Raw genomic sequence first — 22,141 nt, forward strand, 5'->3', positions numbered from 1 at the left:
GACCGGGCGGTCTTCGTCCGTATCACCACGCGGCCCGGCGGCGATGCCGACGTGGCCCGCTCGACGATCGACGGCGTCCTGTCGCTCCTCGAGAACCACCCCGAGCTCAACGAGTTCAAGCACACCACGATCGAACGCTGACCGCCGGCGTCGCCGCCCGGGCGTGGACAGCGGGCACCGCGGGTGGAACCGGGGTCAGACCCCACCGGCGGCGGCCATGGCGCCCAGCAGGGCGCGCGACCGTTCCACCTCGTCGGGCGCGCCGTACACCGCGCCGGAGAACTCCGTGGCGCCGGCCTCGGCCAAGCGGCGGATCTGCGCGGCGACCTCGTCCTCGTCCCCCACGACGGCGACGTCCGCCGGGCCCTGCACCCCCTCGCGGTCGAGCATCGCCCGGTAGGACGGCAGCTGGCCGTACATCGCGAAGATCCGGCCTGCCCGCTCGCGAGCGGCGTCGGCGTCGGCGGTCACGCACACCGGCAAGGTGACGACCACCTGGGGCGCGGGGCGGCCGGCGTCACCGGCGGCGGCCGTGATGGCGGGCACGATGTGGTTCCCGATGGTGTCGGGGCCCACCATCCACGTCACGGTCCCGTCGGCGAGCGTCCCGGCGATGCGCAGCATCGTCGGCCCCAGGGCCGCCACGACCACCGCCGGCGGCGGTGTGGGCACGACGTCGAGGGGACCGAAGCTGTTCGTGCGGACCATCTCCCCCTCGAACGACACCTGCCGGCCCTCGAGCAGGGGGACGAGCACCGACAGGTACTCCTGCATGTACCGGGCGGGGCGCTCGAAGGAATAGCCCCACGCCCCCTCCACGACGACCTGGTGCGAGAGGCCGATGCCCAGCGTCAGCCGGCCCCCGCCGGCGGCCTGCACGGTGAGGGCCTGCTCGGCCAGCATCATGGGGTGGCGCGGGTGGACGGGGACCACCGCCGTGCCCAGGCCCACCTCCGGCACCTCGCGGCCCACCACGGCCAGGACGGTGAGGGTGTCCCAGCCGAAGATCTGCGAGGCCCACAGCGACGACGCGCCGGTCGCCGCCAGGGTGCGGGCCCGCTCGACCACCTCGTCGATCGTCCCGCCCGTCTCGAGGCCCAACCCGATCTTCATCCCGACATCCCCCGTCGTCGCGCCGGCGACCCTTCGTCGCACCCGCCCATGGTGGCAGTACCGTTCTCCTCGTGCCTCTTCGGGGTGACGAGTACGACGCCCGGTTCGCCCGGTTGGCGGCCGAGGGCCATTACCTCCACGGCGAAGCCGACTTCGTCGCCGCGCTGCTCGGCCCGCCGCCGGCCACCGTGCTCGACGCCGGCTGCGGCACGGGCCGGCTGGCCATCGAGCTGGCGAGGCGCGGCTACCGGACCCTCGGCGTCGACGTCGAGGGGGCCATGCTCGACTCGGCACGGGCCAAGGCTCCGGAGCTGGCGTGGGAGCGCGCCGACCTGAGCATCGTCGAGCTCCCCGCCGCCGGGTTCGACGTGGTGGTGGCGGCCGGCAACGTGATGATCTTCCTCGAGCTGGGCACCGAGGCCCCCGTCGTGGCCAACCTCGCCCGCGCCCTCGTGCCCGGCGGGCTGCTGGTGGCGGGATTCCAGGTCGGTCGGCAGCTCACCCTGGAGCGCTACGACTCGCTGGCCGGCGCGGTCGGGCTGGCGCTCCAGGAGCGGTGGGCCACCTGGGAGCGCGCCCCGTACGCCGGCGGCGACTACGCCGTGTCCGTGCACCGTCGGGCGGCCGGGGCATGACCGGGGGCGCCGGGACCGGCGGGCCGGCCGCCATGCACCCCGACGCCGCCCACCTGGCGTTCCTGCTGGGGCGCTGGGCGGGGGAAGGCGACGGCCTGTACCCCACCATCGAGCCGTTCCGGTACGGCGAGGAGATCACGCTGTCGCATGTGGGCAAGCCGTTCCTGGCCTACGCCCAGCGCACCTGGAGCCTCGACGACGGGCGCCCGCTGCACGCCGAGACCGGCTACTTCCGGTGCCCGTCCCCGTCGCTGGTCGAGCTCGTCGCCGCCCATCCCACCGGTGTCGTCGAGGTGAGCGAGGGCACCCGCACCGGCACCTCGATCGACCTGTCCTCCACCGCCGTCGCCCGCACGGGCAGCGCCAAGGAGGTCACCGCCGTGGCCCGCAGGATCGAGGTCCAGGGCGACCGGCTCCGCTACGAGCTCGACATGGCGGCGATGGGGGTCCCGCTCACCCTGCACCTGCGCGCCGTCCTGCGGCGCGTGAGCACACCGTCGCCGTGACGGCCCTCGTCCCTCCGGTTCGGGACCCGGTGACCGCCGGCGGCCCGGGCGGCGTGGCGCACGCAGTGGACCCGCGCCCGGTGAAGGTCGGCCGGGATCAGCCCGGTCCGTGGGCGGGGCAGAATGCGTCGGGCACCGGCGTCCGACGGGCGGGCCGGGGCGACGACGAGGGAGCGGGGGTCCGATGAAGGCGGTTGGGATCGTGATGGGGAGCGCCTCCGACGTGCCCGTGATGGAGGGCGCGGTGGACGTGCTGCGCGAGTTCGGGGTCCCCCTCGAGGTCCGGGTCCTCTCGGCGCACCGCACCCCCGACGACGCCCTGCAGTTCGCGCGCGACGCAGCGGGGCGCGGGTTCGGCGTGATCATCGCCGGCGCAGGCGGCGCCGCCCATCTGGCGGGCGTGCTGGCGGCCGCCACGCCGCTGCCGGTGATCGGCGTGCCGGTCGCCGTCGGCGAGCTCGGCGGGCTCGACGCGCTCCTGGCCATGGTGCAGATGCCCAGCGGCGTCCCCGTGGCCACCGTCGCCGTCAACGGGGCGCGCAACGCCGGGCTCCTGGCCGTGCGGATCCTGGCGCTCGCCGACGACGGACTGGCCGTCGCCCTGGAGCAGGCGCGTGAGGCCATGGCGACCAAGGTGCGGGCCGCCGACGAGGAGGTCCGGGCCCGCTTCGGCAGCGGCACGGGCACCTGACACCGCCGCCCCCCGGGCGGCACGCAGCACCGCCGCCCCCCGGGCGGCACGCAGCAGAGTCAGGACACGAAGCAGCGGGACCGGGAGGCGCCGTGCGGGTCGTGGTATCGGGGTCGTCGGGGTTGATCGGGCGGGCGCTCGTGGAGGCGTTGCGGGACCGCGGCGACGAGGTCACGCCGCTCGTGCGGCGCTCCCCCGCGGCCGGGGAGGCGACGTGGGACCCGCCCACCGGGTCGATCGACGCCGGTGCGCTCGACGGCGCCGACGCCGTGGTGCACCTGGCGGGCGCGGGCATCGGCGACCGCCGGTGGACGCCGGAGCGCCGCCGGGAGATCCTCGCCAGCCGGGTGGAGTCCACGTCGCTGCTGTCCCGCACGCTCGCAGGCCTCGCCCACCCGCCGGCGGTCCTGGTGAGCGCGTCCGCCGTGGGCTACTACGGGGACCGCGGCGCGGAGGAGCTGACCGAGGACAGCACCGCCGGCACCGGGTTCCTGGCCGACGTGTGCCGCGCCTGGGAGGACGCCACGGCCCCCGCCGCCGACGCCGGCCTGCGGGTCGTCCGCCTGCGGTCGGGGGTGGTGCTCAGCCCCCGGGGCGGCGCCCTGGCGCGCCAGCTCCCGCTGTTCCGGCTGGGCGTCGGGGGCCGGTTGGGCACCGGACGTCAGTGGTTGAGCTGGATCTCGCTCCCCGACGAGGTCGGCGCCGTCCTGCACACCCTGGCCGAGCCCTCGCTGCGCGGCCCCGTCAATGCCACGGCCCCCGGGCCCGTGACCAACCGGGACTTCACGGCCGCGTTGGGCCGGGCGCTGCACCGCCCCACGGTCATGGCGGTCCCGGGTGTCGCCCTGCGCATCGCCCTGGGACCGGCACTCGCCGCGGAGATGGTGCTGGCGGGCCAGCGCGTCCTCCCGGCGCGCCTGACGGCCAGCGGGTTCCGGTTCGCGCACGCCCGCCTCGACGAGGCCCTGGCGGCGCTCCTCGCCCCCGGCGCCTGACGTCGACCGGCGCCGGAGCCGGCGCTCGGGCGCGGCCCGGCGCTCCCGCCGGCGCTCGGGCGCGGCCCGGCGCTCCCGCCGACGCTCAGCGGCCGCCCGGGGCGAGGTTCTCGACGGCGGTCGCCAGGTCGTCGCCGCCCGGCAGCACGGCCAGGACCGGGACCGTGACACCGTTGTCGACGTACCGCTGCACGTGGGCGCGGCACTGCTCGGGCGTGCCGTGGACCACCAGGGCGTCCACCACCTCGTCGGGAATGGCCGCCAGTGCCGCCTTGCGGTCGCCGGCGCGCCAGGCCGCCCACATCGCCTCGAGGAGCGGGCCGCGCCCCAGCCACTCGTGGAAGGCGGCGTACACGGCGACGTTGAGATAGGCGGCGATACCGATGCGCCCCACGTAGCGGGCGCGCTCGGGGTCGTCGGTGGGGCAGACGAAGATGCGGGCGACGATCTGCTTGCCCTCCCCCACCTCGGGAACGACCTTCGAGACGTCGTCCGCCGACAGCCAGTTGATGATGGCCCCGTCGGCTTCGCGTCCCGCCAGGCGCAGCATGCCGGGGCGCAGGGCGGCCACGTACACGGGAGGAGGCTGCTCGGGCCGGCGCCCCAGTCGGAAGCCGCGCACCGTGAAGGTCTCGTACTCGGCGTCCACCTTCTCGCCCGTGAGGGCCTGGCGGAGGAACCGCACGGTGTCGCGCACCCGTCGGTAGGGCTCGGTGAACGGGGTGGCGTTCCAGCGCTCCACGATGACGTCCGACGACGATCCGACCCCGAGGGCGAACCGGCCCGGGGCGAGCTCGGCCATGGTGGCCGCCTGCATGGCGAGCAGGCCGGGACCGCGCGTGTACACGGGGACCACCGCCGTGCCGAGTTGCAGGCGCGGGCTGGCGACGGCGGCGAGGGCCAGCGGGGTGAAGCCGTCGCTGCCGTTGGACTCGCCCGTCCACACGTCGGTGTAGCCGAGGGCGTCGAGGCGCTCGTACCAGGCCGGGTGCTCGGCCAGGGGGACGTCGTCGAATGGGACGGTGATGCCGAATCGTTCCACGGGCTGCAGTGTTACACCCCGGCGCGAGCCTGGTGGCGTGCAGTACCAACAGCGACTTCCACTGATCGTCGACACCGGCACGGGGTCGGCGACGACGGACGGCGACTGGCGGCTCGACGAGCCCACCCGCCTCGCCGGCCGCCGCGGCCTGGCGTCGGCCCGGGCCGCGCTCGCCCGGTCCACGAGGGCCGCCCCGAACGAGCACGCCGACGCCGCCTGAGCCGGTCGGGGCCCCGGCCGTGCCGGGGTGTGACGATCGGCGTGGCGTGGGCGCTACCGTCGGTTGCGTGCCATCGCTCGCCGAACGCCTGGGCTACGCCGAGGACACCAGGCTCCTCATCCTGACCTGCGACGACCTGGGCTTCTGCCACGCCGCCAACGTGGGCGTCTACCAGGCGCTGCGCGACGGGCTCGGGACGAGCGCCAGCTTGATGGTCCCCTGCCCGTGGGCCCGGGGTGCCGCCGCCGGATACCGCGGGGAGGACGTCGGCGTCCATCTCACCGTCAACGCCGAGTTCGACCTGTACCGCTGGGGCCCGATCACCCACGCGCCGAGCCTGCTCGACGGCGACGGCGGCTTCCCCCGCACCGTGGAGGACGTCTGGGACCATGCGGACCTCGACGAGGTGCGCCGCGAATGCCGGGCCCAGATCGAGCGAGCCATCCTGTGGGGCTTCGACGTCAGCCACCTCGACGCCCACATGGACACCATGCAGATCAAGTCGGAGTTCTTCGACGCCTACCTCGACCTGGCCGTCGAGTTCCAGCTCCCCCTGCGGCTGTCGGGCCCCGGCACCGAGAGCCTCATCGGCTTCCCGTTCCGCGACCTCGCCGCCGAGGCGGGCGTGGTGTTCCCCGACGACTTCGTCCACGTGTCCGGGGTCGGCAGCCGCCAGGTCCTCCTCGACGCCATACCCCGGTTGGGCCCGGGCGTGACCGAGGCCTACCTGCACCCCGCGGTCGACAGCCCCGAGCTCGAGGCCATGGCCCCGGACTGGGAGGCCCGCGTGGACGACCACCGGCTCCTCGTGCACGACCCCGACCTGGGCGACGCGCTGCGGGACGCGGGGGTGACCGTCATCGGGTACCGGCCGCTGCGCGACCTCATGCGGGCCGGGGCCTGACGTGCCCGGGGGGCCGGCCCCCCGATCAGTACTCGGTGATGGCGGCGATCTCGGTCTGCAGCTTCTTGTACTCGGGCGAGTTGGTGATGGGCAGCAGCGACATGACCTTGGCCATGTTCCCGGTCACCTTGACCTTGCCCTGCATGAACGCCGCGTTGGCGTCGAGCTCGCCCTTCTGGATCTTCACCGCGTCGGCGTGCGCCGTGGTGAGCGTCACCTCGGAGTCGTCGAGGTGGCCGAGCCGGCTCTCGGTGATCTTGCCGTTGTCGAGCACCCAGTAGTACTCGATGTCCCCGTCCGGGGCACCGGTGACCACGTACTGCATCCGGGCGGAGGCACCGGGATGCTCGGGCTGGCCCTCGGCCATCTTGCGCGTCTCGTCGAGCCACTCCTGGGTGAGCCACTTCGACATGTCGTTCCTCCCTGGGTCGTCACTGCCCGCCTGCGGCCCGGCGTGCACCGGCGCGGCGAGGTGCCGGCATGTTACCGATTGGCGAGGTCCCGCACACCGGCGAACAGGTCGTCCTCGACCACCTCGCCCGCCGGGGTGGTCTCGGGGCCGCCGTCGGCCGCCCAGGACCGGACCTCGGCGCCCGCCCCGCCGTCCCCCGGGCCGACCAGGCTCCGGGCGAGGACGTACTCGTCGACGGGATGCACGCTGCGGGCCACCTCCGGCGGCAGGCCGAACCAGAACGGGGAGACCGGGTCCACCTGCGTGGCGTGGGCGAGCAGGGCCTGGCGGCGCACGTCACCGTACGACGAGATGTCGATCGCCGTCGTGTACGGCCGGATCTGGCTCGTGGCCCGCTCGAGCCAGGCGTCGTCGAAGGGCGACTCCAGTCCGAGCTCCAGGAACTTCTCGTGCATGGCCAGCACCCGGGCCGCCGACCACCCCACGTAGTAGAGCTTCAGCGGCTGGAAGGCCTCGCCGGCCTCGGGGTGGGCGGAGGGGTCGCCGGCGGCGTCGAAGGCGGCCACCGAGATCTCGTGCACGCGCAGGTGGTCAGGGTGGGGGTAGCCCTGCTGGTCGTCCCCGTAGGTCACGATCACCTGCGGTTGCTCGCGCCGGATCACGGCCACGAGCCTGCCCACCGCCTCGTCGAGCGGTGCCCGGGCGAAGCACTCGGGATTGGCGTTGGCCGGCGAATCGGGCATGCCCGAGTCGCGGTAGCCGAGCATGACGACCTCGTCGTAGCCGATCACCGCGGCGGCGGTGCCGAGCTCGCGGCGGCGGACGGCGGGCAGCTCGGCGCGCACCTCGGGGATGTCCATGGCCGGGTTGAGGATGTCGCCCTCCTCGCCGCCCGTGCAGCACACGAGCACCGTGCGCACGCCCTCGTCGTGATAGCGCGCCACGGTGGCGGGCCCCTTCGAGGCCTCGTCGTCGGGATGGGCATGGACGGTCAGCAGGCACAGACGCGTGCGCATCGCACTCACGGTACCCGGCGGCCGTGGTGGACAGGACACGGGGCACCGCGGCAGGCGGGCCGGGGCGCCGTGAGGGGGCGCGGGGGCGGGCGCCGGCCTCCCGGCCCAGGTCCCCGGGGGTGTCGGCGCGGCGACTGGCCGATGGCCCTCCCCTATGCTCATGGGTGACGTCGGGCGACCGGCGGTGCCCACCACAAAGGGGAACGGCACGCCATGGGCGTGATCCAGCGCTTTCTGAACATCTTCCGGGCCAAGGCCAACAAGCTCCTCGACCGCGCCGAGGACCCGCGCGACACGCTCGACCTCTCCTACGAGAAGCAGATGGAGAACCTGCAGAAGATGCGCCGCAGCGTCGCCGAGGTGGCGACCGCCCGCAAGCGCATCGAGATCCAGGCCAACCAGCTCCAGCAGCAGGCGGCCAAGCTCCAGGACCAGGCCCGCCAGGCGCTCACCCAGGGCCGCGAGGACCTGGCCCGCGAGGCGCTCACCCGGCGGGCGGCCGCCGGCGAGGAGCTCGCCGAGCTCGAGACCCAGCACGCCCAGATCGCCGCCCAGGAGCAGAAGCTCGTGGACACCTCCCAGCGCCTCCAGACCCAGGTGGCGTCCTTCCGCACCCGCAAGGAGACGCTGAAGGCGAGCTACACCGCGGCCGAGGCCCAGACGAAGATCGGTGAGGCGGCGGCGGGCATCTCCTCCACGATGAACGACGCCGGGCTCGCCATGGATCGCGCCCAGGACAAGATCGCCCAGATGCAGGCACGCGCCGGCGCCATCGACGAGCTGCTGGCGTCGGGCGCGCTCACCGACCTCGGGTCGAGCACCGACGACATCCAGGCGCAGCTGGACAAGGTGGCGGCGACCTCGCAGGTCGACCGCGACCTCTCCGCCCTGAAGAGCGAGCTCGCCACGGCCCCCGCCGGCGCGCTGCCCCCGGCGGGCAAGCCGGGGGCCGACGCCACGCCGGTGACGCCGAGCCCGGGCGCCCCGTCCACCACCCCCCAACCGCTAGCACCAGAGGTGAATCCCTGATGGCGATCAACCGTCGCATCCCCGCCGACCGCGGCCTGACGATCCGGATGTTCATCACCGGACTGCTCATGGTCGTTCTCTACGCCGTCTTCGTCGGCGTCCTGTTCATCTTCATCAAGAGCGTGATCGTCATCGTCGTCATCGCCGGCGGCCTGCTGTTCTGTCAGTACTGGTTCTCGGACAAGATCGCCCTGTTCGGCATGCACGGGCGAATCGTCACCCCCGAGCAGGAGCCCGAGCTCCACGGCGTCATCGACCGCCTGTGCGCCCTCGCCGACATGAAGAAGCCCCGCGTGGCTGTGGCCGAGGTCGACATGCCCAACGCCTTCGCCACGGGCCGCAACCCCTCCAACGCGGTCGTGTGCGCCACCCGCGGCATCATGCGCCGCCTGGACGAGCCCGAGCTCGAAGCCGTGCTGGCCCACGAACTGTCGCACGTGGCGCACCGCGACGTGGCCGTCATGACCATCGCCAGCTTCCTGGGCATGGTGGCGGGGCTCATCACGCGGTTCACGCTGTACGCCGGGATGTTCGGCGGCTTCGGCGGCCGGGACAACCAGGGCGGCCAGAACGCCGCCCTGGTGGAGCTGGCCGTGATCCTCGTGTCGGCCATCATCTACGCCATCAGCTTCCTGCTCACCATGGCCCTGTCGCGCTACCGGGAGCTGGCCGCCGACCGGTCGGGGGCGATCCTGATCGGCCGCCCCTCGCTCCTGGCGTCGGCGCTGGTGAAGGTCTCCGGGGAGATGTCGCGCATCCCCACCCGCGACCTGCGCTCGGCGGAGCACTTCAACGCCTTCTTCTTCACGCCCGCGCTCGCCCAGGGCACGAGCCTGTCGACGCTGTTCTCCACCCATCCGCCCCTCCAGAAGCGCCTCGACCAGCTGGCCAAGCTCGAGGCCGAGATGAACCAGCCGTCATGACCCGCCTCGGCGGCGACGGGCCCCGCCGCTCGCCGACAGGGGCCCGCTGATGGGCCTGCTCGACACCATCTTCGGACGGACGAAGCCCGTCCGGGCCAATCTCGACGCCCTCTTCGCGCTGCCCTCGGCGGCGGTGACGTTGCAGGTGACCTCGGGGCTCGTCCCCACCGGACGGGCCGGCGTGTGCTTCAAGCCGCCCGCCGGCCAGCCCTTCGCCGAGATGCAGGCCGAGCTCGAGCAGCTGCTCTCCACGCCGGACGAGCCGGCGACGCCCGGCGCCGCCCCGACCGGAAGTGCCGGGACCGCCGTGGCGGTGCGCCACGTGGGCGACAAGTTCGGCTACCGCTGGATCGTCCTGGAGGCGAGCGCCGTGGACGACCTCGTCACCCGGGTGCACATGGTGCACTCGTCGCTGCAGGACGCGGGGTGGAGCACCCAGCTGCTGTGCTCGGTGTTCGGGTTCGTCCCCGGCCCCGACGGCGCGGGGTCGACGGGCGACACGGGTGCGCCCGACGCCGCCGCCCCCGCCGACGCCGCCATCACGCGCCCGGTGTACCTCGTGTACCTGGCCAAGCAGGGCTCGTTCTACCCGTTCGCCCCCGAAGGTGAGGACCAGCGCGACTCCGAGCTCGAGCTGCGGCTGCGCAGCGTGCTGGGCGACGACCTCCCGATCGAGGCGGACCTGTCGCGCTGGTTCCCGATCTGGGACCTGCCCATCGCCTGAGCGCCCGACCTCCTCGCACGCCCTAGCGGGCGAGGAGGTCCTTGGCGATATGGGTCACCTGGATCTCGTCGGTACCGGCGTAGATCTGGAAGACCTTGGCGTCGCGGGCCAGCTGCTCCACGCGGAACTCGGCCATGTACCCGTTGCCGCCGAACAGCTGCACCGCCTCGAGGGCCACTTCGCAGGCGGCCTGGGCCGCGTAGAGCTTCATGGCCGAGGCCTCGGCCAGCGTCAGGGACCTGCCGGCGGCCGAGAGCTCGATGTGGCGGAACACCAGGTTCTGGACATTCAGCCGGGCGACCTCCATCTTGGCCAGCTTCAGCTGGATCAGCTGGCGCTCCCCGATGGGCTTCCCCCACAGCATGCGGTTCTTGGCGTACTGCACCGAGAGCTCGAGGCACTCCTCGATGACGCCCAGGGACATGGCGGCGAGCCCCGCCCGCTCGGTGACGAAGTTGCCCTTGGCCGAGTCCCGCCCGCTGCCGGACCGCTCGTCCTCGGTCTCCCCCAGCAGGTGGTCACGGGTCACGCGGACATCGGAGAGGAACAGCTCTCCGGTGGGAGAGGAATGCAGGCCCATCTTGCGGAACGGCTCCGACTGATCGAGGCCCGTCATCCCCCTGTCGAGCACGAAGGTGAGCACCTGACGGTCGCGCATCGGCGTGTCGGAGCCGTCGTCGAGCTTGGCGTAGAACACGATGGTGTCGGCGTACGGCCCGTTGGTGATGAAGGTCTTGTTCCCGTTGAGGACGTACTCGTCGCCGTCGCGGCGGGCGGTGGACTTCATGCCGCCGAGCGCGTCGGACCCCGAGTCCGGCTCGGTGATGGCCCAGGCGCCCACCTTCTCCCCCGTGAGCAGGTCGAGCCCCCACCGCTCCATCTGGGCCGGCGTGCCCTGCTTCATGATGGTCCCGCCGGCCAGCCCGACGCTCACGCCCATCGCCGTGACGATGCCCGGGCAGTAGTGGCTGAGCTCGATGATCGGGATGAGGGTCATGGCCGCCGCGCCGGCGTCCCCCTGGCGCTCGGCGCGCTCCTCGGGACCTGCCCCGGACGCCTTGCGCTCGAGCTGCTTCTTGAACCGTTCCCGGGCCAGCTGGTCCATGCCGAACGTGGCGTACAGCTTGCGGATGATGTCGTACGGCGGGAGGTCCCCGTGCTCGAGTGCCTCGATGTTGGGGACCACCTCCGCCTCGATGAAGCGGCGGACGGCGTCCCGGACCATCAGCTGCTCCGCAGACCATTCGAACACCGATGCGCCTCCTGTGGTCACCCCGACGTCACGCGATTCGAGTGGTCCGACCTTATCCGAGCCGGTTCGCGCCGGCCCGTCCCGCATCTGCAGCAGCGGGGCGCCGGGGGGCGGGGCGGCGGCGGGGCGGCGGGCACGCCGTGCCGGCCGCCGGAACGGTCAGCGTCGCCGGCCGATGACCGCCAGGTGAGCCCCGGCCACGCACTCCGCAGGGACGATCTCGACCGCGAACTGCTCGAGGCACGCGTCGAACTCGTCGGCGGAGATGAACTCCTCGACCAACTCCTGGCGTGCTGCACGAAACCGCTCCAGCAGGAACGTCCGGTTGAGGTCGCCGGGCTGCGACGGCCCGTAACCGGCCTCGGGTATCAAGAGCACGCTCAGCACGTCGAACCCGGCCTCGTCGAGCCGAGCCGGCAACGTCCGAGCCACGGTCCGTCCACCACCGCGACGCTCCTGCATGGCGGTCAGGGTCTCGGTCAGGCGCATGTAGGCGGCGGACGGCTCGGGATAGGTCACCGAGAGACCGTCGTCGACGTCGACGAGGCAGACCAATCCGCCAGGCCTCACGACGCGGGCGAGCTCGGATGCGGCGGATGCGTGGCTCTGGAGGTGTTGGAAGACGAAGCGGGCGGTGGCGAGGTCGAACGAGGCATCGGGATGTTGGATGTCGAACACGTCCCCCTGTGTGAACGTGACGCGACTTCCCGGGATGAAGGCGTCGCGTCCTGCAGCTTCGGCGCGCACTGCCTCGGCGATCTGCAGCACGGACTCGTCGACATCGATTCCCACGGCATCGACCCGGGCCGCCACAGCCAGTTCCATCGGCACCGGCCCGAATCCCGTGCCGACGTCGAGGGTCCGCCAGCCGGGCAGGACACCGAGCAACGCCAGCAAACGCCTCCGCGACGCTGCCGTCGCAAGCGTTTGGATCAACAGCCAACGGTTGGGAACGTCGACCTCGCGTTCGAGGTACGTCATCAGTGCGTCGTCGAGCGCCTTCCAACCCGAACCGTCGTCCTCCCGTCGGACACCTTCGCTCTGCGGTCCGGGCGCCTCACCACTGGGCGCGGGCCCGACCCGTGCTGAAGTACGAGATCGGGCGTCCAGACCGGGGGTGTCGGTCGAAGGTGTCGGCGGCACGAAGGCGATGCTAGCGACCTGACCTTCCGCCTTCGTGAATGGGCGACACGCCGACGACCGGTGCGCTCGAACCGTCGACGCGACCCTCCGCGAAGGACGGTCGCCGTGTCGTGACCAGAGGGCTCGAGCGGGTGACGGCGCTCGGGACCAGGCCGCCGCCTCGTCGGTGTCACCCCGAGGTGGTGCGGGACCGTACCGGCAGGGCGTAGGGGTCCCAGGCCGGCGGCCCGGCGTCGAGGGTGTCGAGCCGGCTGCACACCGTCTCGACGAAATGGGCCGGGTCGAGCGTGCTCGGCCCTCCCCCGGCCACGTGCAGCGCGCCGGTGACGGCGCTGGCACCGTCGAACACCCAGCTCGCTCCCCCGTCCTCGGCCCGTGTCAGCTCGGCGGCCACGGGGGCCAGATCGACACGCGGACGGGGCCGGCGGCTGACGAGCCGCACCCACGACTCGTAGCGGTAACGCAGGTCGAGCCGGTCGCCGGCGACGGTCGCGATCCGCAGGCACGAGGTGGCCGAGTGCACAGCGGCACGGTGCAGGGGCGCGTCGCCCCACGCCGCCGTCCCGGCACCGGGGTGGGTCGTGTCGACCCGGACGACCGCCAGGTCGTGCTCGGGGCGCTCCTCGATAACGGCCCACCCCCGGGCGAGCGCGCCCGAGGCGGCGTCGTAGGCGCGGGCCTCCTCGGCCCACAGGGCTTCGTGACCAGCCGGATCCGCCGCCAGCGCGGGCAGGACCGACAGGGCCCCGGTCGCCGACCACGCGCACATGGCCATGACGTCGCCCCGGGGCGCGGGCCCGCACGCCGCCTCGGCGCGTCGGGCGTCTCCCAACGTGGCCAGCGCGAAGGCGATCAGAGCGGCGCGGCGCTCGGTCACCACGTCGAAGTCGCCGACCCTGGCCGCCTCGACCAGGAGCGGCCCGTGCTCGGCGGCCAGCCCGTCGACGCACAGCAAGGCCAGGGCGATGACGCCGTCGGCGTCGTAGTGGTCGATGGTTGCCGTGCGGACGCGGCGCGCCAGCAGCTCGGGTCGCGCCAGCGCTCGCAGCACGATGCCGGCCGAGACGTCGTCCCACAGCGCCTCGGGCGTGGGCGTCCCCGGCCAGTGCGACAACGTGGCCACGGTCCCCGGACGCGGGGCCCCGTCCACCATGACGTGCGGGTGGCCGTCCACGCGCCCGGCGGGGACGTAGCGGAAGGCCGAGCGCGCCACCGGGCGCCTCAGCCGCCGGGCGCGGACAGGGCGTCGATCTGCCGGGCGAGGTCGAGGTCGAGACGCGTGATGCCACCGGCCGCGTGGGTCGACAATCGCAGTGTCACGACGTTCCAGCGGATGTCCACGTCGGGGTGGTGGTCCATCGCCTCCGCCAGCGCGCCCACGGCGTTGACGTAGGCGAGGGAGTCGGCGAAGTGCCGGCCGCGGTGCGTCGTGACGAGCTCCTCCCCCTGTCGCTCCCAGGCCAGGCCGCCTCCCTCGAGCTCGGCGTCGACCGTGGACGGGTCGAGAACCTCCACGGCGGCAGCCTATCGGGGCCCGTCCCGACCCTCCGAGCCGGGCGGGGGCGCGAGCCCGGCCGTCAGGACGGGACCGTCCCCTCGGGGCGCACCGTCCCCTCGGGGCGGACCATCTCCTCGGGGCGCACGGCGCGGTCGAACTCCTCGCCGGAGAGGTAGCCGAGCGCCACGGCCGCCTCGCGCAATGTGGTGCCCTCGGCGTGCGCCTTCTTGGCCACGTCGGCCGCCTTGTCGTAGCCGATGAGGGGATTGAGCGCCGTGACCAGCATGAGCGAGTTCTCGAGATGGCGACGGATCTGGGCACGGTCGGGCTCGAGGCCTTCCACGGCGAACTCGCGGAAGGTCCGGCACGCGTCCGACAGCAGCACGATCGAGTGCAGGACGTTGTGGATGATGACCGGCTTGCACACGTTGAGCTCGAGGTTGCCCCGGCTGCCGGCCACGGCGACGGCGGTGTCGTTGCCCATGACCTGGATGCACACCATGATCATGGCCTCGCACTGCGTGGGGTTGACCTTGCCGGGCATGATCGACGACCCCGGCTCGTTGGGGGGCAGCACCAGCTCGGCGAGCCCGCTGCGGGGCCCGGAGCCGAGCCACCTGATGTCGTCGGCGATCTTGGTCAGCGACACCGCCAGCGTGCGCAGCGTGGCGCTCGCCTGCACCAGGGCGTCGTGGGCGGCCAGCACGGCGAACTTGTTGGGCGCGGTGACGAAGGGCATGCCGGTGATCGCCGCGATGTGGCGGGCGGCGCGCTCGCCGAACTCGGGGTGGGTGTTGAGGCCTGTTCCCACGGCGGTGCCGCCGAGGGCCATCTCGTAGAGGTCGTGGAGCCCCGACTCGATCCTCCGCAGGTCGGCGTCGAGCTGCGCCACGTACCCCGAGAACTCCTGGCCCAGGGTGAGGGGGACGGCGTCCATGAGATGCGTCCGCCCGATCTTCACGATGTCGGCGAACACCTCGGCCTTGGCCGCCAGCGCGTGGCGCAGCGCCCGGACCGACGGGAGCAGCACGTGCCGGAGCTGCTCGGCCGCCGCGATGTGCATGGCCGTGGGGAAGGTGTCGTTGGACGACTGCGACATGTTGACGTGGTCGTTCGGATGGACCGGGGTCTTGGACCCCAGCACTCCTCCGGCGAGCTCGATGGCCCGGTTGGCGATCACCTCGTTGGCGTTCATGTTGGTCTGGGTGCCGCTCCCGGTCTGCCATACACGCAGCGGGAAGTGGTCGTCGAGCGCGCCCCCGGTCACCTCGCGCGCGGCGCGGACGATGAGCTCGGCCAGGTCGGCGTCGAGCTTCCCGAGCTCGGCGTTGGTCAGGGCGGCGGCCTCTTTGAGGACGCCGATGGCGCGGATGACCGGCCGCGGCATGCGGTCGTCGCCGATGGGGAAATGGACGAGCGACCTCGCCGTCTGGGCCCCCCAGTAGCGGTCGGCGGGGACCTCGATCGGTCCCATCGAGTCGGTCTCGGTACGGGTCGTCACCGGCTCACCTCCATGCCGACGCTACTCCCACTCCACGTGGGCCCTGATCGCCGTCCTGTCCTCGGTGAGCCAGCCCTTCGACGCGGCGTAGTCGAGCATGGCCGAGAAGTCGGCCTCCCACGACTCACCGACGGCGCCGGCGGCCATGCGCCGCACGGCGTCGACACGCACGACGGCCTCGCCGTCGCCGTCGATGCTGCCGGTCGCGCTGGCCCGCAGCGCCCGGTCGAGCATCCCGGCGTCGGCGTCGGTGTCGGCGTCGCCGCGCACCACCGCCACGTGGAACCGGGTGCAGTCCCCCGGCTCGGCGAGCCCCACAGCCACCGGCGCCGCCCCCAGGTCGACCTCGACGAACATCAGCGCTCCTCTCTGCGGTTCGGCGTGCTGCCGGTCACCATGGCATGGCCACTCCCCCGTTGGGGCGCAGGATCTGCCCGGTGACGAACCGCGACGCGTCGGACGCCAAGTAGAGCACGGCATGGGCGACGTCCTCGGGCCGCCCGACGGTGCGCAGCGGGGTGGTGCGCGAGACGGCCTCGAGGACGGCCGTGCGATGCGGCTCGTCGACCGTGCCGTCGGCGCCGGTGAAGTGCCGGCTCGTCATGCCGGTCTCCACGAAGCCCGGGGCGACGGCGTTCACCCGAACCCCCTGGGGCCCCATCTCCACGGCCAGGACCCGGGTGAGCTGCACCACGGCCGCCTTGGCCATGCCGTAGGCGGCGAGCCCCGGCGAGGGCGCGTCCACCGCCGCCGAGGCCATGTTCACGATCGAGCCCGAGCCCTGCGCGCCCATGGCCCGCGCCGCGGCGCGGCACCCGTGGAACACACCCTTGAGATTGACAGCCAGCACGCGATCGAGCGTGTCGTCGTCGAGCTCGACCACCGACGCCTGGGCGATGATGCCGGCGACGTTGGCCATGACGTCGATGCGACCGAACTCGACCAGCGCCTCGTCGACGAGCGCGTCGACGGCACCCGCGTCGGAGACGTCGGCCGGGCGCGCCAGGGCGCGACCGCCACCCTCCTCGACCTGCGCCGCCGTGCGCCGGGCGCCCTCGAGGTCCACGTCCGCGCACACCACCGCCGCCCCCACCGCGCCCAGGAGCACGGCCGAGGCCCGGCCGATCCCCGACGCCGCCCCGGTCACCACGGCCACCCGGCCGCCGAGGTCGTAGGCCGCCAACGCCTCGGCGATCACGGCCGCGCCCCTCCGGCGGCCACACCGGCGCCGGCCTCCACGCGTGTCGGCGCCGCCGCTGGGCCGGCGGCCGGGGCCGAATCCGCCGGCGGAGTCGGGCCCGCCGGCACACGCCCGTGGATGGACCGGGTCACCCGCCGCGCCGCCGCCAGCAGCGCGTCGCCGTACCGGGGGATCTCCTCCCCCGCCAGCCGCTCGGGCAGGCCGACCACGGTGAGGGCGAGGGCCACCGACCCGTCGGCGCCGAACACGGGCGCCGAGATCTGGCTCAGCCGGTACGTGGCACCGGCCTCGAGCTCCTGCAGCAGGTACTCCTCGCGGGCCAGCTCCTCGACCACCACGGCGAGCGCCCGGCGGCGGGTGTCGGTCCCCGCCTCCTCGGTCCCGGCCACGTCGCGCCCGGTCAGGGCGCGGCTCAGGTTCAGGTTGGCGACGGCCTCCAGGTTGAGGGCGTAGCCCCGGTGCCGCACCACGCCCAGCGCGCCGCGCAGCCGCCGCTTGTCCGCCTCGGTGGCGTCGGGCCCGAGCCGGTCGAGCCACCGCTCCACGGCGTCTTGGCCCGCCCACGCCAGGAAGACCGTGCCGAGGGGGGGCGCCAGGGGGACGCGTTGGCCGACGGTGAAGGCGAGCCACATCGGCCCCGGGCGCCCGGTGGTGGCGAGCAGCACCATCTCGTCGGCCACCGTGCTCGAGGCGACGACCTGCACGGCGAGGAGGTGGGCGAGCTCGTCCATCACCGGCCGGGCGTGGTCGACGAGGTCGAGCTGGCGGGCGCCGGCGGCCTGCCCGGCCGCGATCAGCGCCGGCCCCAGGGTGTAGGACTTGTCGACGGGGTGGCGCAGCAGCCAGCCCGCCTCGGTGAGCGAGGTGCACACGCCGTGGGCAGTGGCCTTCGACATGCCGAGCGCACGCGACAGCTCGGAGAGGCCGAAGGACTCACCCGGACGCGACGCCAGGAAGTCGACCACGGTCACCACCCGTCGGGCCGACGGCGACCCGGGCACGCCTCAGCCCCCACCGGGCACGGTCGCGCCGGGCACCGTGGTGCCGGCGGCGGCCGCGGCGACGGCGGCACCGAAGACCTCCGCCAACCGGGCGTGCCCGGCGTCGCTCGGATGGATCCCGTCGGCCAGATCCGCGGCCGAGATGACCGCCGCCCCGGGGACGAGCACCAACCGGTCGTCACCGGCCTCGACGCGCGCCGCCACGGCGTCCTCCATCGCCCGCCGGAGAGCGGCGAGGTCGGCCCCGAGGCGGTTGGGGGTCTCCTCGGCGTCGGGGCGAAGCACGGGGCTCGCCACGACGATCGGCGTCCCGGGATGCCCTTGGCGCACGATCTCCAGGAAGGCGCGCGTGCCCTCGAAGAACATGCCGGCGCTGTGGGGGATACGGGTCCAGCAATTGGTGCCGTGCGAAATCGACACGACGTCGGCCGTCAACCCGGCGACCGCCTCGGCACAGGGGATCTCCCCGCGTGCCGACCCTGCGAACCCCATGTTCACGAGGTCCAGCCCGTGCCGGCGCGACGCCACGGCCCCCCAGGCGAGCGCCGGGGCGCTCGCCACCCAGCCCTCGAGGATCGAGTCGCCGTAGGCCACCCAGCGCGGGCCGCTCGGCGCGGGCTCGACGGTGCCGTCGACGGGCCGCAGCGCCAGGATCTCGGGGCGCATGCCTTCGGGGAGGTGCACCACGGCGGGCGCGTCCACCGGGCCGCCGAGGGCCAGCCGGACCGTGCCCGCGCCCAGGACGGCCGGCTGCTCGTCCACCTGCGCACCGCCGCGCCACACCGAGAACGTCGTGCCGGCCCCGTCCCCGCGGTACCCGAGGTCGTCGGTGGCGGTGGTGTAGCCGAGCTCGAGGGCGACGGCGTCACCGACGAGCTCGAGCCGCACGCCCGCGGGGATCCGGGCGCACTGCCAGGTGTCCGCGGGCAAGCGCCCCACGTCGCGCGGATCGAGCCGGGGATAGGGCACGCCGGGGGCGGCGCCGAAGGCACACCCCCGGAGGAAGGGCTCGACGTCCGGCGACCGGCCGGGGGCGGCGGCGCTCACAGGTTCGTGGGCACCGGGTAGGGGAACTTCACCCCCACGCCGCCGTCGACCGACAGGACCTGCCCGTTCACGTAGGCGGAGAGGTCCGATGCCAGGAACATGATCGCCGCCGCGATGTCCTGCGGGAGGGCCACCCGGTCGAGCGGGGAGTTGGCGGCGTTCACCGCCTTGCCCTGGTCCCCGAGATAGCCCGACACCCGCGGCGTCCACACGATGCCCGGGGCCACGGCGTTGACGCGGATGCCCTCGGGGCCGAGCTCGACCGCGGCGGAGCGGACGAGTCCGATCAACCCGGCCTTGGCCGCACCGTAGGCGGCGTGGCGCGGCGCGGCGGTGAGGCCCGAGGCCGACGCCACGAACACCATCACGCCGCCCCCGCTGTCGCGCAGCGCCCGACCCCCGACGGACACGGCCAGGTAGGCGTGGCGCAGCACGATGTCGTGATGCCAGTCCCACAGCTCGTCGTCCATGTCGAGCAGGCCGCGGTACTGGGCCATGCCGACGATGTCGACGATGCCGGCCAGGCGCGTGGCCCCGATGCCGGCGAGGGCGGCAGGGGCGTCGGCGAACAGGCGCTCGGCATCGGCGCGCACCGCGGCGTTGCCGACCCAGGGGACGCCGCCCACTTCGCCGGCGATGTCCTGGGCGAGGTCGGGGTCGAGGTCGACGCAACACACCTTGGCGCCCGCCTGGGCGAGGGCGTGGCTCGTCTGGCGGCCGATCCCCTGCCCCGCCCCGATGACGACCACGCCGCGGCCGTCCATGCGCAGCATGCCCGGATAGTCGGGCACCGCGGTGTCGTCGGTACGCGTCACCGGTCCGTCCCGCGTCGTGGCGTCACCGTGACCCGCCGTCGAGCTGCGTCAGCCGCCGGCGCCGGTGACGGACACCTTGATGTCCCGGCGCTCGAGCTCGGGGATGACCTTGGTGCCGAGGAGCTCGATGGTGCGCATGATGGACTCGTGCCGGAGGTAGCCGAACTGCACGTAGCAGATCAGCTGGTCCACGCCCAGCTCGGCGTACTTCACCATCTTCTCGATGCACGTCTCGGGGTCGCCGACGATGATCATGTCGGCCTCCGAGAACCACTTCGGGTCGAACTTCCCCTCGATCTGGCGCTTGAGCAGCGGGAACATCTTCTCCTTCTCCTCGTCGGAGAGATGCGGGACTTCCCACTCCAAGATGAACTCGGCGAGGTTCTTGTACCACCACCACACCGAGTCCCAGATGCCGTTGGCCTCCGCCTGCTCCATGGAGTCGGCGCAGTGGACGAGCGTGTAGGCAGCCACCTTGTTGGTGGTCACCTCGGTCAGCGGCGAGGGGTTCTGGGCCGCGGCGCGGTACTGGACGATGTGGTCCGCCATTTTCTGGATGGGCTGCATGATCGAGAACGACAGCAGGCCCATGCCGAGCTTGCCGGCCACGGCGGCCGAGCCCTCCGACGTCGCCGCCATCCACGCCGGGGGGTGCGGCACCTGCACCGGCTTGGGCGTCACCATCCGCCGGGGGAAGTCGAGGTACTTGCCGTGGAACTCGAAGTACTCCTCGCGCCACGCCTGCACGACGGCCTGGATGGCCTCCTCCCACTCCGCCCGGCTCTCCTCCACCGGGACGTGGAACGCCGTCTGCTCCATCGGGGTGGAGCGTCCCGTCCCCCACTCGACGCGCCCGCCCGACAGGATGTCGGCGGTCGCCACCTTCTCCGCCACGTGGACGGGGTGGCAGAACTGGTGGGGCATGAGCACGACGCCGAAGCCGAGCCGCAGGTTCTTGGTCGCCTGCGACAGCGCGCCGAGGATGACCTCGGGTGCGGGCGAGTGCGACCGGCCCTCCCGGAAGTGGTGCTCGACGTGCCACACCGTGTTGAAGCCGAGGGTGTCGGCCAGCTTGATCTGCTCGAGCGCCTCGGCATAGGCCTCCTGCTCCGCCTGGCGCTGGCCCCACGGGTGCTCCCCGGGCCACGGCTTGGGCACGTCGATCTCGTACAGCAGGTCGAGCTTCACACCCACCCCCATCTGGGTTGCATCGTTCGAAATATCGAACGACAGATCTGAATGCTGAACAACACACCGAAAGATAGGGACGGGCGCCCGGCTCGTCAAGAGTCCCACCCGGGCGCCGGGGGGTCGGGGGTAGCGTCGACCCGTGATCGTCGGAGTCCCCACCGAGCGCAAGCCGGGCGAGAACCGGGTGGCGCTCACCCCCGACGGGGCCCGCGAGCTGTGCACGCACGGGCACCGCGTCCTGGTGGAGACCGGGGCCGGCGCGGGATCGTCGATCCCCGACGATGCCTACCGCGCCGCGGGCGCCGAGCTGGTCACCACCGAGGACGCCTGGGGGGCCCGGCTCGTGCTCAAGGTCAAGGAGCCCCAGCTCGGGGAGTACGGCTTCCTGCGGCCGGACCTCGTGCTGTTCACCTTCCTGCACCTCGCCGCCTACCCGGAGCTCGCCGACGCCCTGCTGGTGTCGGGCGCCACGGCCATCGCCTACGAGACGGTCCGGACCGCGTCCGGGGCCCTCCCCCTGCTGGCGCCCATGAGCGAGGTGGCGGGACGGCTCGCGCCCCAGGTGGGTGCCCACTTCCTCGAGCGGGGCAACGGGGGCCGCGGCGTCCTGCTCGGCGGGGCGCCGGGGGTGCGCCCCGGCCGGGTGGTCGTGCTCGGGGCGGGCACCGTGGGCACCAACGCGGCGTGGATCGCCCAGGGGATGGAGGCCGAGGTCATCCTCATCGACCGCGACCTCGACCGGTTGCGGGTGGTCGACCAGATCCACCGCGGCCGGATCATGACCCTGGCGTCGAGCCGGGCCGTGGTCGAGCGGTCCATGGCCGACGCCGACCTCGTCATCGGTGCGGTGCTGGTCCCCGGGGGCAAGGCGCCCGTCGTGGCCACCGAGGACATGGTGCGCGCCATGAAGCCGGGCACCGTGATCGTGGACGTCGCCGTCGACCAGGGCGGGTGCATCGAGACGACGGTCGAGACGACCCATGAGCACCCCGTCGTCGAGCGCCACGGCGTCCTGCACTACGGCGTCGGCAACATCCCCGCCGCGGTGCCGCACACCTCGACGTACGCCCTCACCAACGCCACCTTCCCCTACGCCCTGGTGGTGGCCGACCACGGCGCCCGAGGGGCCCTCGAGGTCGAGCCCGCGCTGGCCGGCGGGGTCCTGGTGACGTCGGGGCAGCTCACCAACCCCGCCGTGGCCGACGCCCTGGGCCGGTCCGCCGTCGAGCCACTCACCGCCCTTCCACCCGCCTAGCCACGAGACCGGCCGGCCACGACGGCT

The 22,141-nt window shown here is 73.3% G+C and carries 25 protein-coding genes; 10 read left to right on the forward strand and 15 right to left on the reverse strand.

Annotation, left to right across the window (positions count from 1 at the left end):
• Positions 1–195: 195 nt before the first annotated feature.
• Entirely contained in the window at positions 196–1,155 is a 960-nt protein-coding gene (locus VMV22_05190) for an LLM class F420-dependent oxidoreductase (protein ID HUY21715.1), read from the reverse strand.
• A gap of 29 nt (positions 1,156–1,184) precedes the next feature.
• Between VMV22_05190 and VMV22_05195 the strand changes: the two genes are divergently transcribed.
• From VMV22_05195 to VMV22_05210, 4 genes are all read left to right on the forward strand, one after another.
• The gene (locus tag VMV22_05195; protein HUY21716.1) at positions 1,185–1,748 is read left to right on the forward strand and encodes a class I SAM-dependent methyltransferase; all 564 of its coding nucleotides are present in this window, start codon (positions 1,185–1,187) and stop codon (positions 1,746–1,748) included.
• Positions 1,745–2,254, forward strand: coding sequence for an FABP family protein (locus VMV22_05200; GenBank protein ID HUY21717.1), 510 nt, complete (start codon positions 1,745–1,747; stop codon positions 2,252–2,254). The genes VMV22_05195 and VMV22_05200 overlap by 4 nt, the downstream gene beginning before the upstream one ends.
• Positions 2,255–2,438: 184 nt before the next feature.
• On the forward strand, positions 2,439–2,945 hold the full coding sequence (purE, locus tag VMV22_05205; GenBank protein HUY21718.1) for a 5-(carboxyamino)imidazole ribonucleotide mutase: 507 nt from the start codon (positions 2,439–2,441) through the stop codon (positions 2,943–2,945).
• A gap of 92 nt (positions 2,946–3,037) precedes the next feature.
• A complete protein-coding gene (locus VMV22_05210; GenBank protein ID HUY21719.1) occupies positions 3,038–3,940 on the forward strand; it encodes a TIGR01777 family oxidoreductase in 903 nt (300 codons plus the stop codon).
• Positions 3,941–4,025: 85 nt separating this feature from the next.
• Here the strand turns inward: VMV22_05210 and VMV22_05215 are convergent, their stop codons facing one another.
• Positions 4,026–4,982, reverse strand: a complete 957-nt coding sequence (locus VMV22_05215) for an LLM class F420-dependent oxidoreductase (protein HUY21720.1) — start codon at positions 4,980–4,982, stop codon at positions 4,026–4,028.
• 37 nt (positions 4,983–5,019) lie between these two features.
• On the opposite strand from VMV22_05215, the gene VMV22_05220 reads away from it, so the two are divergent.
• Together VMV22_05220 and VMV22_05225 are read left to right on the forward strand one after the other, a co-directional pair.
• Positions 5,020–5,202 carry a hypothetical protein gene (locus VMV22_05220; GenBank protein HUY21721.1) on the forward strand — a complete coding sequence of 61 codons (183 nt, stop codon included), beginning with the start codon at positions 5,020–5,022 and terminating at the stop codon, positions 5,200–5,202.
• Between the two features lie 67 nt (positions 5,203–5,269).
• A complete protein-coding gene (locus VMV22_05225) occupies positions 5,270–6,106 on the forward strand; it encodes a polysaccharide deacetylase family protein (protein ID HUY21722.1) in 837 nt (278 codons plus the stop codon).
• Positions 6,107–6,131: 25 nt separating this feature from the next.
• Here VMV22_05225 and VMV22_05230 read toward each other — a convergent pair whose 3' ends face one another.
• Both VMV22_05230 and mca read right to left on the reverse strand, forming a co-directional pair.
• Positions 6,132–6,518 carry an SCP2 sterol-binding domain-containing protein gene (locus VMV22_05230; GenBank protein ID HUY21723.1) on the reverse strand — a complete coding sequence of 129 codons (387 nt, stop codon included), beginning with the start codon at positions 6,516–6,518 and terminating at the stop codon, positions 6,132–6,134.
• Between the two features lie 71 nt (positions 6,519–6,589).
• Positions 6,590–7,534, reverse strand: a complete 945-nt coding sequence (mca, locus tag VMV22_05235) for a mycothiol conjugate amidase Mca (GenBank protein ID HUY21724.1) — start codon at positions 7,532–7,534, stop codon at positions 6,590–6,592.
• Between the two features lie 213 nt (positions 7,535–7,747).
• Between mca and VMV22_05240 the strand changes: the two genes are divergently transcribed.
• Genes VMV22_05240 through VMV22_05250 form a run of 3 tightly spaced genes read left to right on the forward strand, consistent with a single transcriptional unit; the run spans position 7,748 to position 10,210 of the window.
• Positions 7,748–8,563, forward strand: coding sequence for a PspA/IM30 family protein (locus VMV22_05240; GenBank protein HUY21725.1), 816 nt, complete (start codon positions 7,748–7,750; stop codon positions 8,561–8,563).
• Positions 8,563–9,486, forward strand: coding sequence for a zinc metalloprotease HtpX (gene htpX, locus VMV22_05245; GenBank protein HUY21726.1), 924 nt, complete (start codon positions 8,563–8,565; stop codon positions 9,484–9,486). Before VMV22_05240 ends, htpX begins: the two co-directional genes overlap by 1 nt.
• A gap of 49 nt (positions 9,487–9,535) precedes the next feature.
• The gene (locus VMV22_05250; GenBank protein ID HUY21727.1) at positions 9,536–10,210 is read left to right on the forward strand and encodes a hypothetical protein; all 675 of its coding nucleotides are present in this window, start codon (positions 9,536–9,538) and stop codon (positions 10,208–10,210) included.
• 22 nt (positions 10,211–10,232) lie between these two features.
• On the opposite strand, the gene VMV22_05255 is transcribed toward VMV22_05250, so the two are convergent.
• The 11 genes from VMV22_05255 to VMV22_05305 form a co-directional block, all read right to left on the reverse strand.
• Positions 10,233–11,462, reverse strand: a complete 1,230-nt coding sequence (locus VMV22_05255) for an acyl-CoA dehydrogenase family protein (GenBank protein HUY21728.1) — start codon at positions 11,460–11,462, stop codon at positions 10,233–10,235.
• A gap of 159 nt (positions 11,463–11,621) precedes the next feature.
• The gene (locus VMV22_05260; GenBank protein HUY21729.1) at positions 11,622–12,359 is read right to left on the reverse strand and encodes a methyltransferase domain-containing protein; all 738 of its coding nucleotides are present in this window, start codon (positions 12,357–12,359) and stop codon (positions 11,622–11,624) included.
• 415 nt (positions 12,360–12,774) lie between these two features.
• Positions 12,775–13,818: a DUF6687 family protein gene (locus VMV22_05265; GenBank protein HUY21730.1), complete on the reverse strand. Its 1,044-nt coding sequence runs from the start codon at positions 13,816–13,818 to the stop codon at positions 12,775–12,777.
• Positions 13,819–13,826: 8 nt separating this feature from the next.
• On the reverse strand, positions 13,827–14,120 hold the full coding sequence (locus VMV22_05270; GenBank protein HUY21731.1) for a 4a-hydroxytetrahydrobiopterin dehydratase: 294 nt from the start codon (positions 14,118–14,120) through the stop codon (positions 13,827–13,829).
• Between the two features lie 62 nt (positions 14,121–14,182).
• Positions 14,183–15,604: a class II fumarate hydratase gene (fumC, locus tag VMV22_05275; GenBank protein HUY21732.1), complete on the reverse strand. Its 1,422-nt coding sequence runs from the start codon at positions 15,602–15,604 to the stop codon at positions 14,183–14,185.
• A 21-nt stretch (positions 15,605–15,625) separates the two neighbouring features.
• Positions 15,626–15,961 (reverse strand): hypothetical protein, encoded by a 336-nt coding sequence (locus VMV22_05280; GenBank protein ID HUY21733.1) that lies wholly within the window; start codon positions 15,959–15,961, stop codon positions 15,626–15,628.
• A gap of 34 nt (positions 15,962–15,995) precedes the next feature.
• On the reverse strand, positions 15,996–16,802 hold the full coding sequence (locus VMV22_05285) for an SDR family NAD(P)-dependent oxidoreductase (GenBank protein HUY21734.1): 807 nt from the start codon (positions 16,800–16,802) through the stop codon (positions 15,996–15,998).
• Positions 16,799–17,806, reverse strand: a complete 1,008-nt coding sequence (locus VMV22_05290; GenBank protein HUY21735.1) for a helix-turn-helix domain-containing protein — start codon at positions 17,804–17,806, stop codon at positions 16,799–16,801. Before VMV22_05290 ends, VMV22_05285 begins: the two co-directional genes overlap by 4 nt.
• Positions 17,807–17,809: 3 nt before the next feature.
• Entirely contained in the window at positions 17,810–18,853 is a 1,044-nt protein-coding gene (locus VMV22_05295; GenBank protein ID HUY21736.1) for an SGNH/GDSL hydrolase family protein, read from the reverse strand.
• The gene (locus tag VMV22_05300) at positions 18,850–19,668 is read right to left on the reverse strand and encodes an SDR family oxidoreductase (protein HUY21737.1); all 819 of its coding nucleotides are present in this window, start codon (positions 19,666–19,668) and stop codon (positions 18,850–18,852) included. The genes VMV22_05295 and VMV22_05300 overlap by 4 nt, the downstream gene beginning before the upstream one ends.
• A 48-nt stretch (positions 19,669–19,716) precedes the next feature.
• Positions 19,717–20,868 (reverse strand): LLM class flavin-dependent oxidoreductase, encoded by a 1,152-nt coding sequence (locus tag VMV22_05305; protein HUY21738.1) that lies wholly within the window; start codon positions 20,866–20,868, stop codon positions 19,717–19,719.
• Between the two features lie 130 nt (positions 20,869–20,998).
• On the opposite strand from VMV22_05305, the gene ald reads away from it, so the two are divergent.
• On the forward strand, positions 20,999–22,114 hold the full coding sequence (ald, locus tag VMV22_05310) for an alanine dehydrogenase (protein HUY21739.1): 1,116 nt from the start codon (positions 20,999–21,001) through the stop codon (positions 22,112–22,114).
• Positions 22,115–22,141 lie beyond the last annotated feature (27 nt).

This window comes from Acidimicrobiales bacterium (assembly GCA_035531755.1).
In the GTDB taxonomy this organism is placed as follows: domain Bacteria; phylum Actinomycetota; class Acidimicrobiia; order Acidimicrobiales; family UBA8190; genus DATKSK01.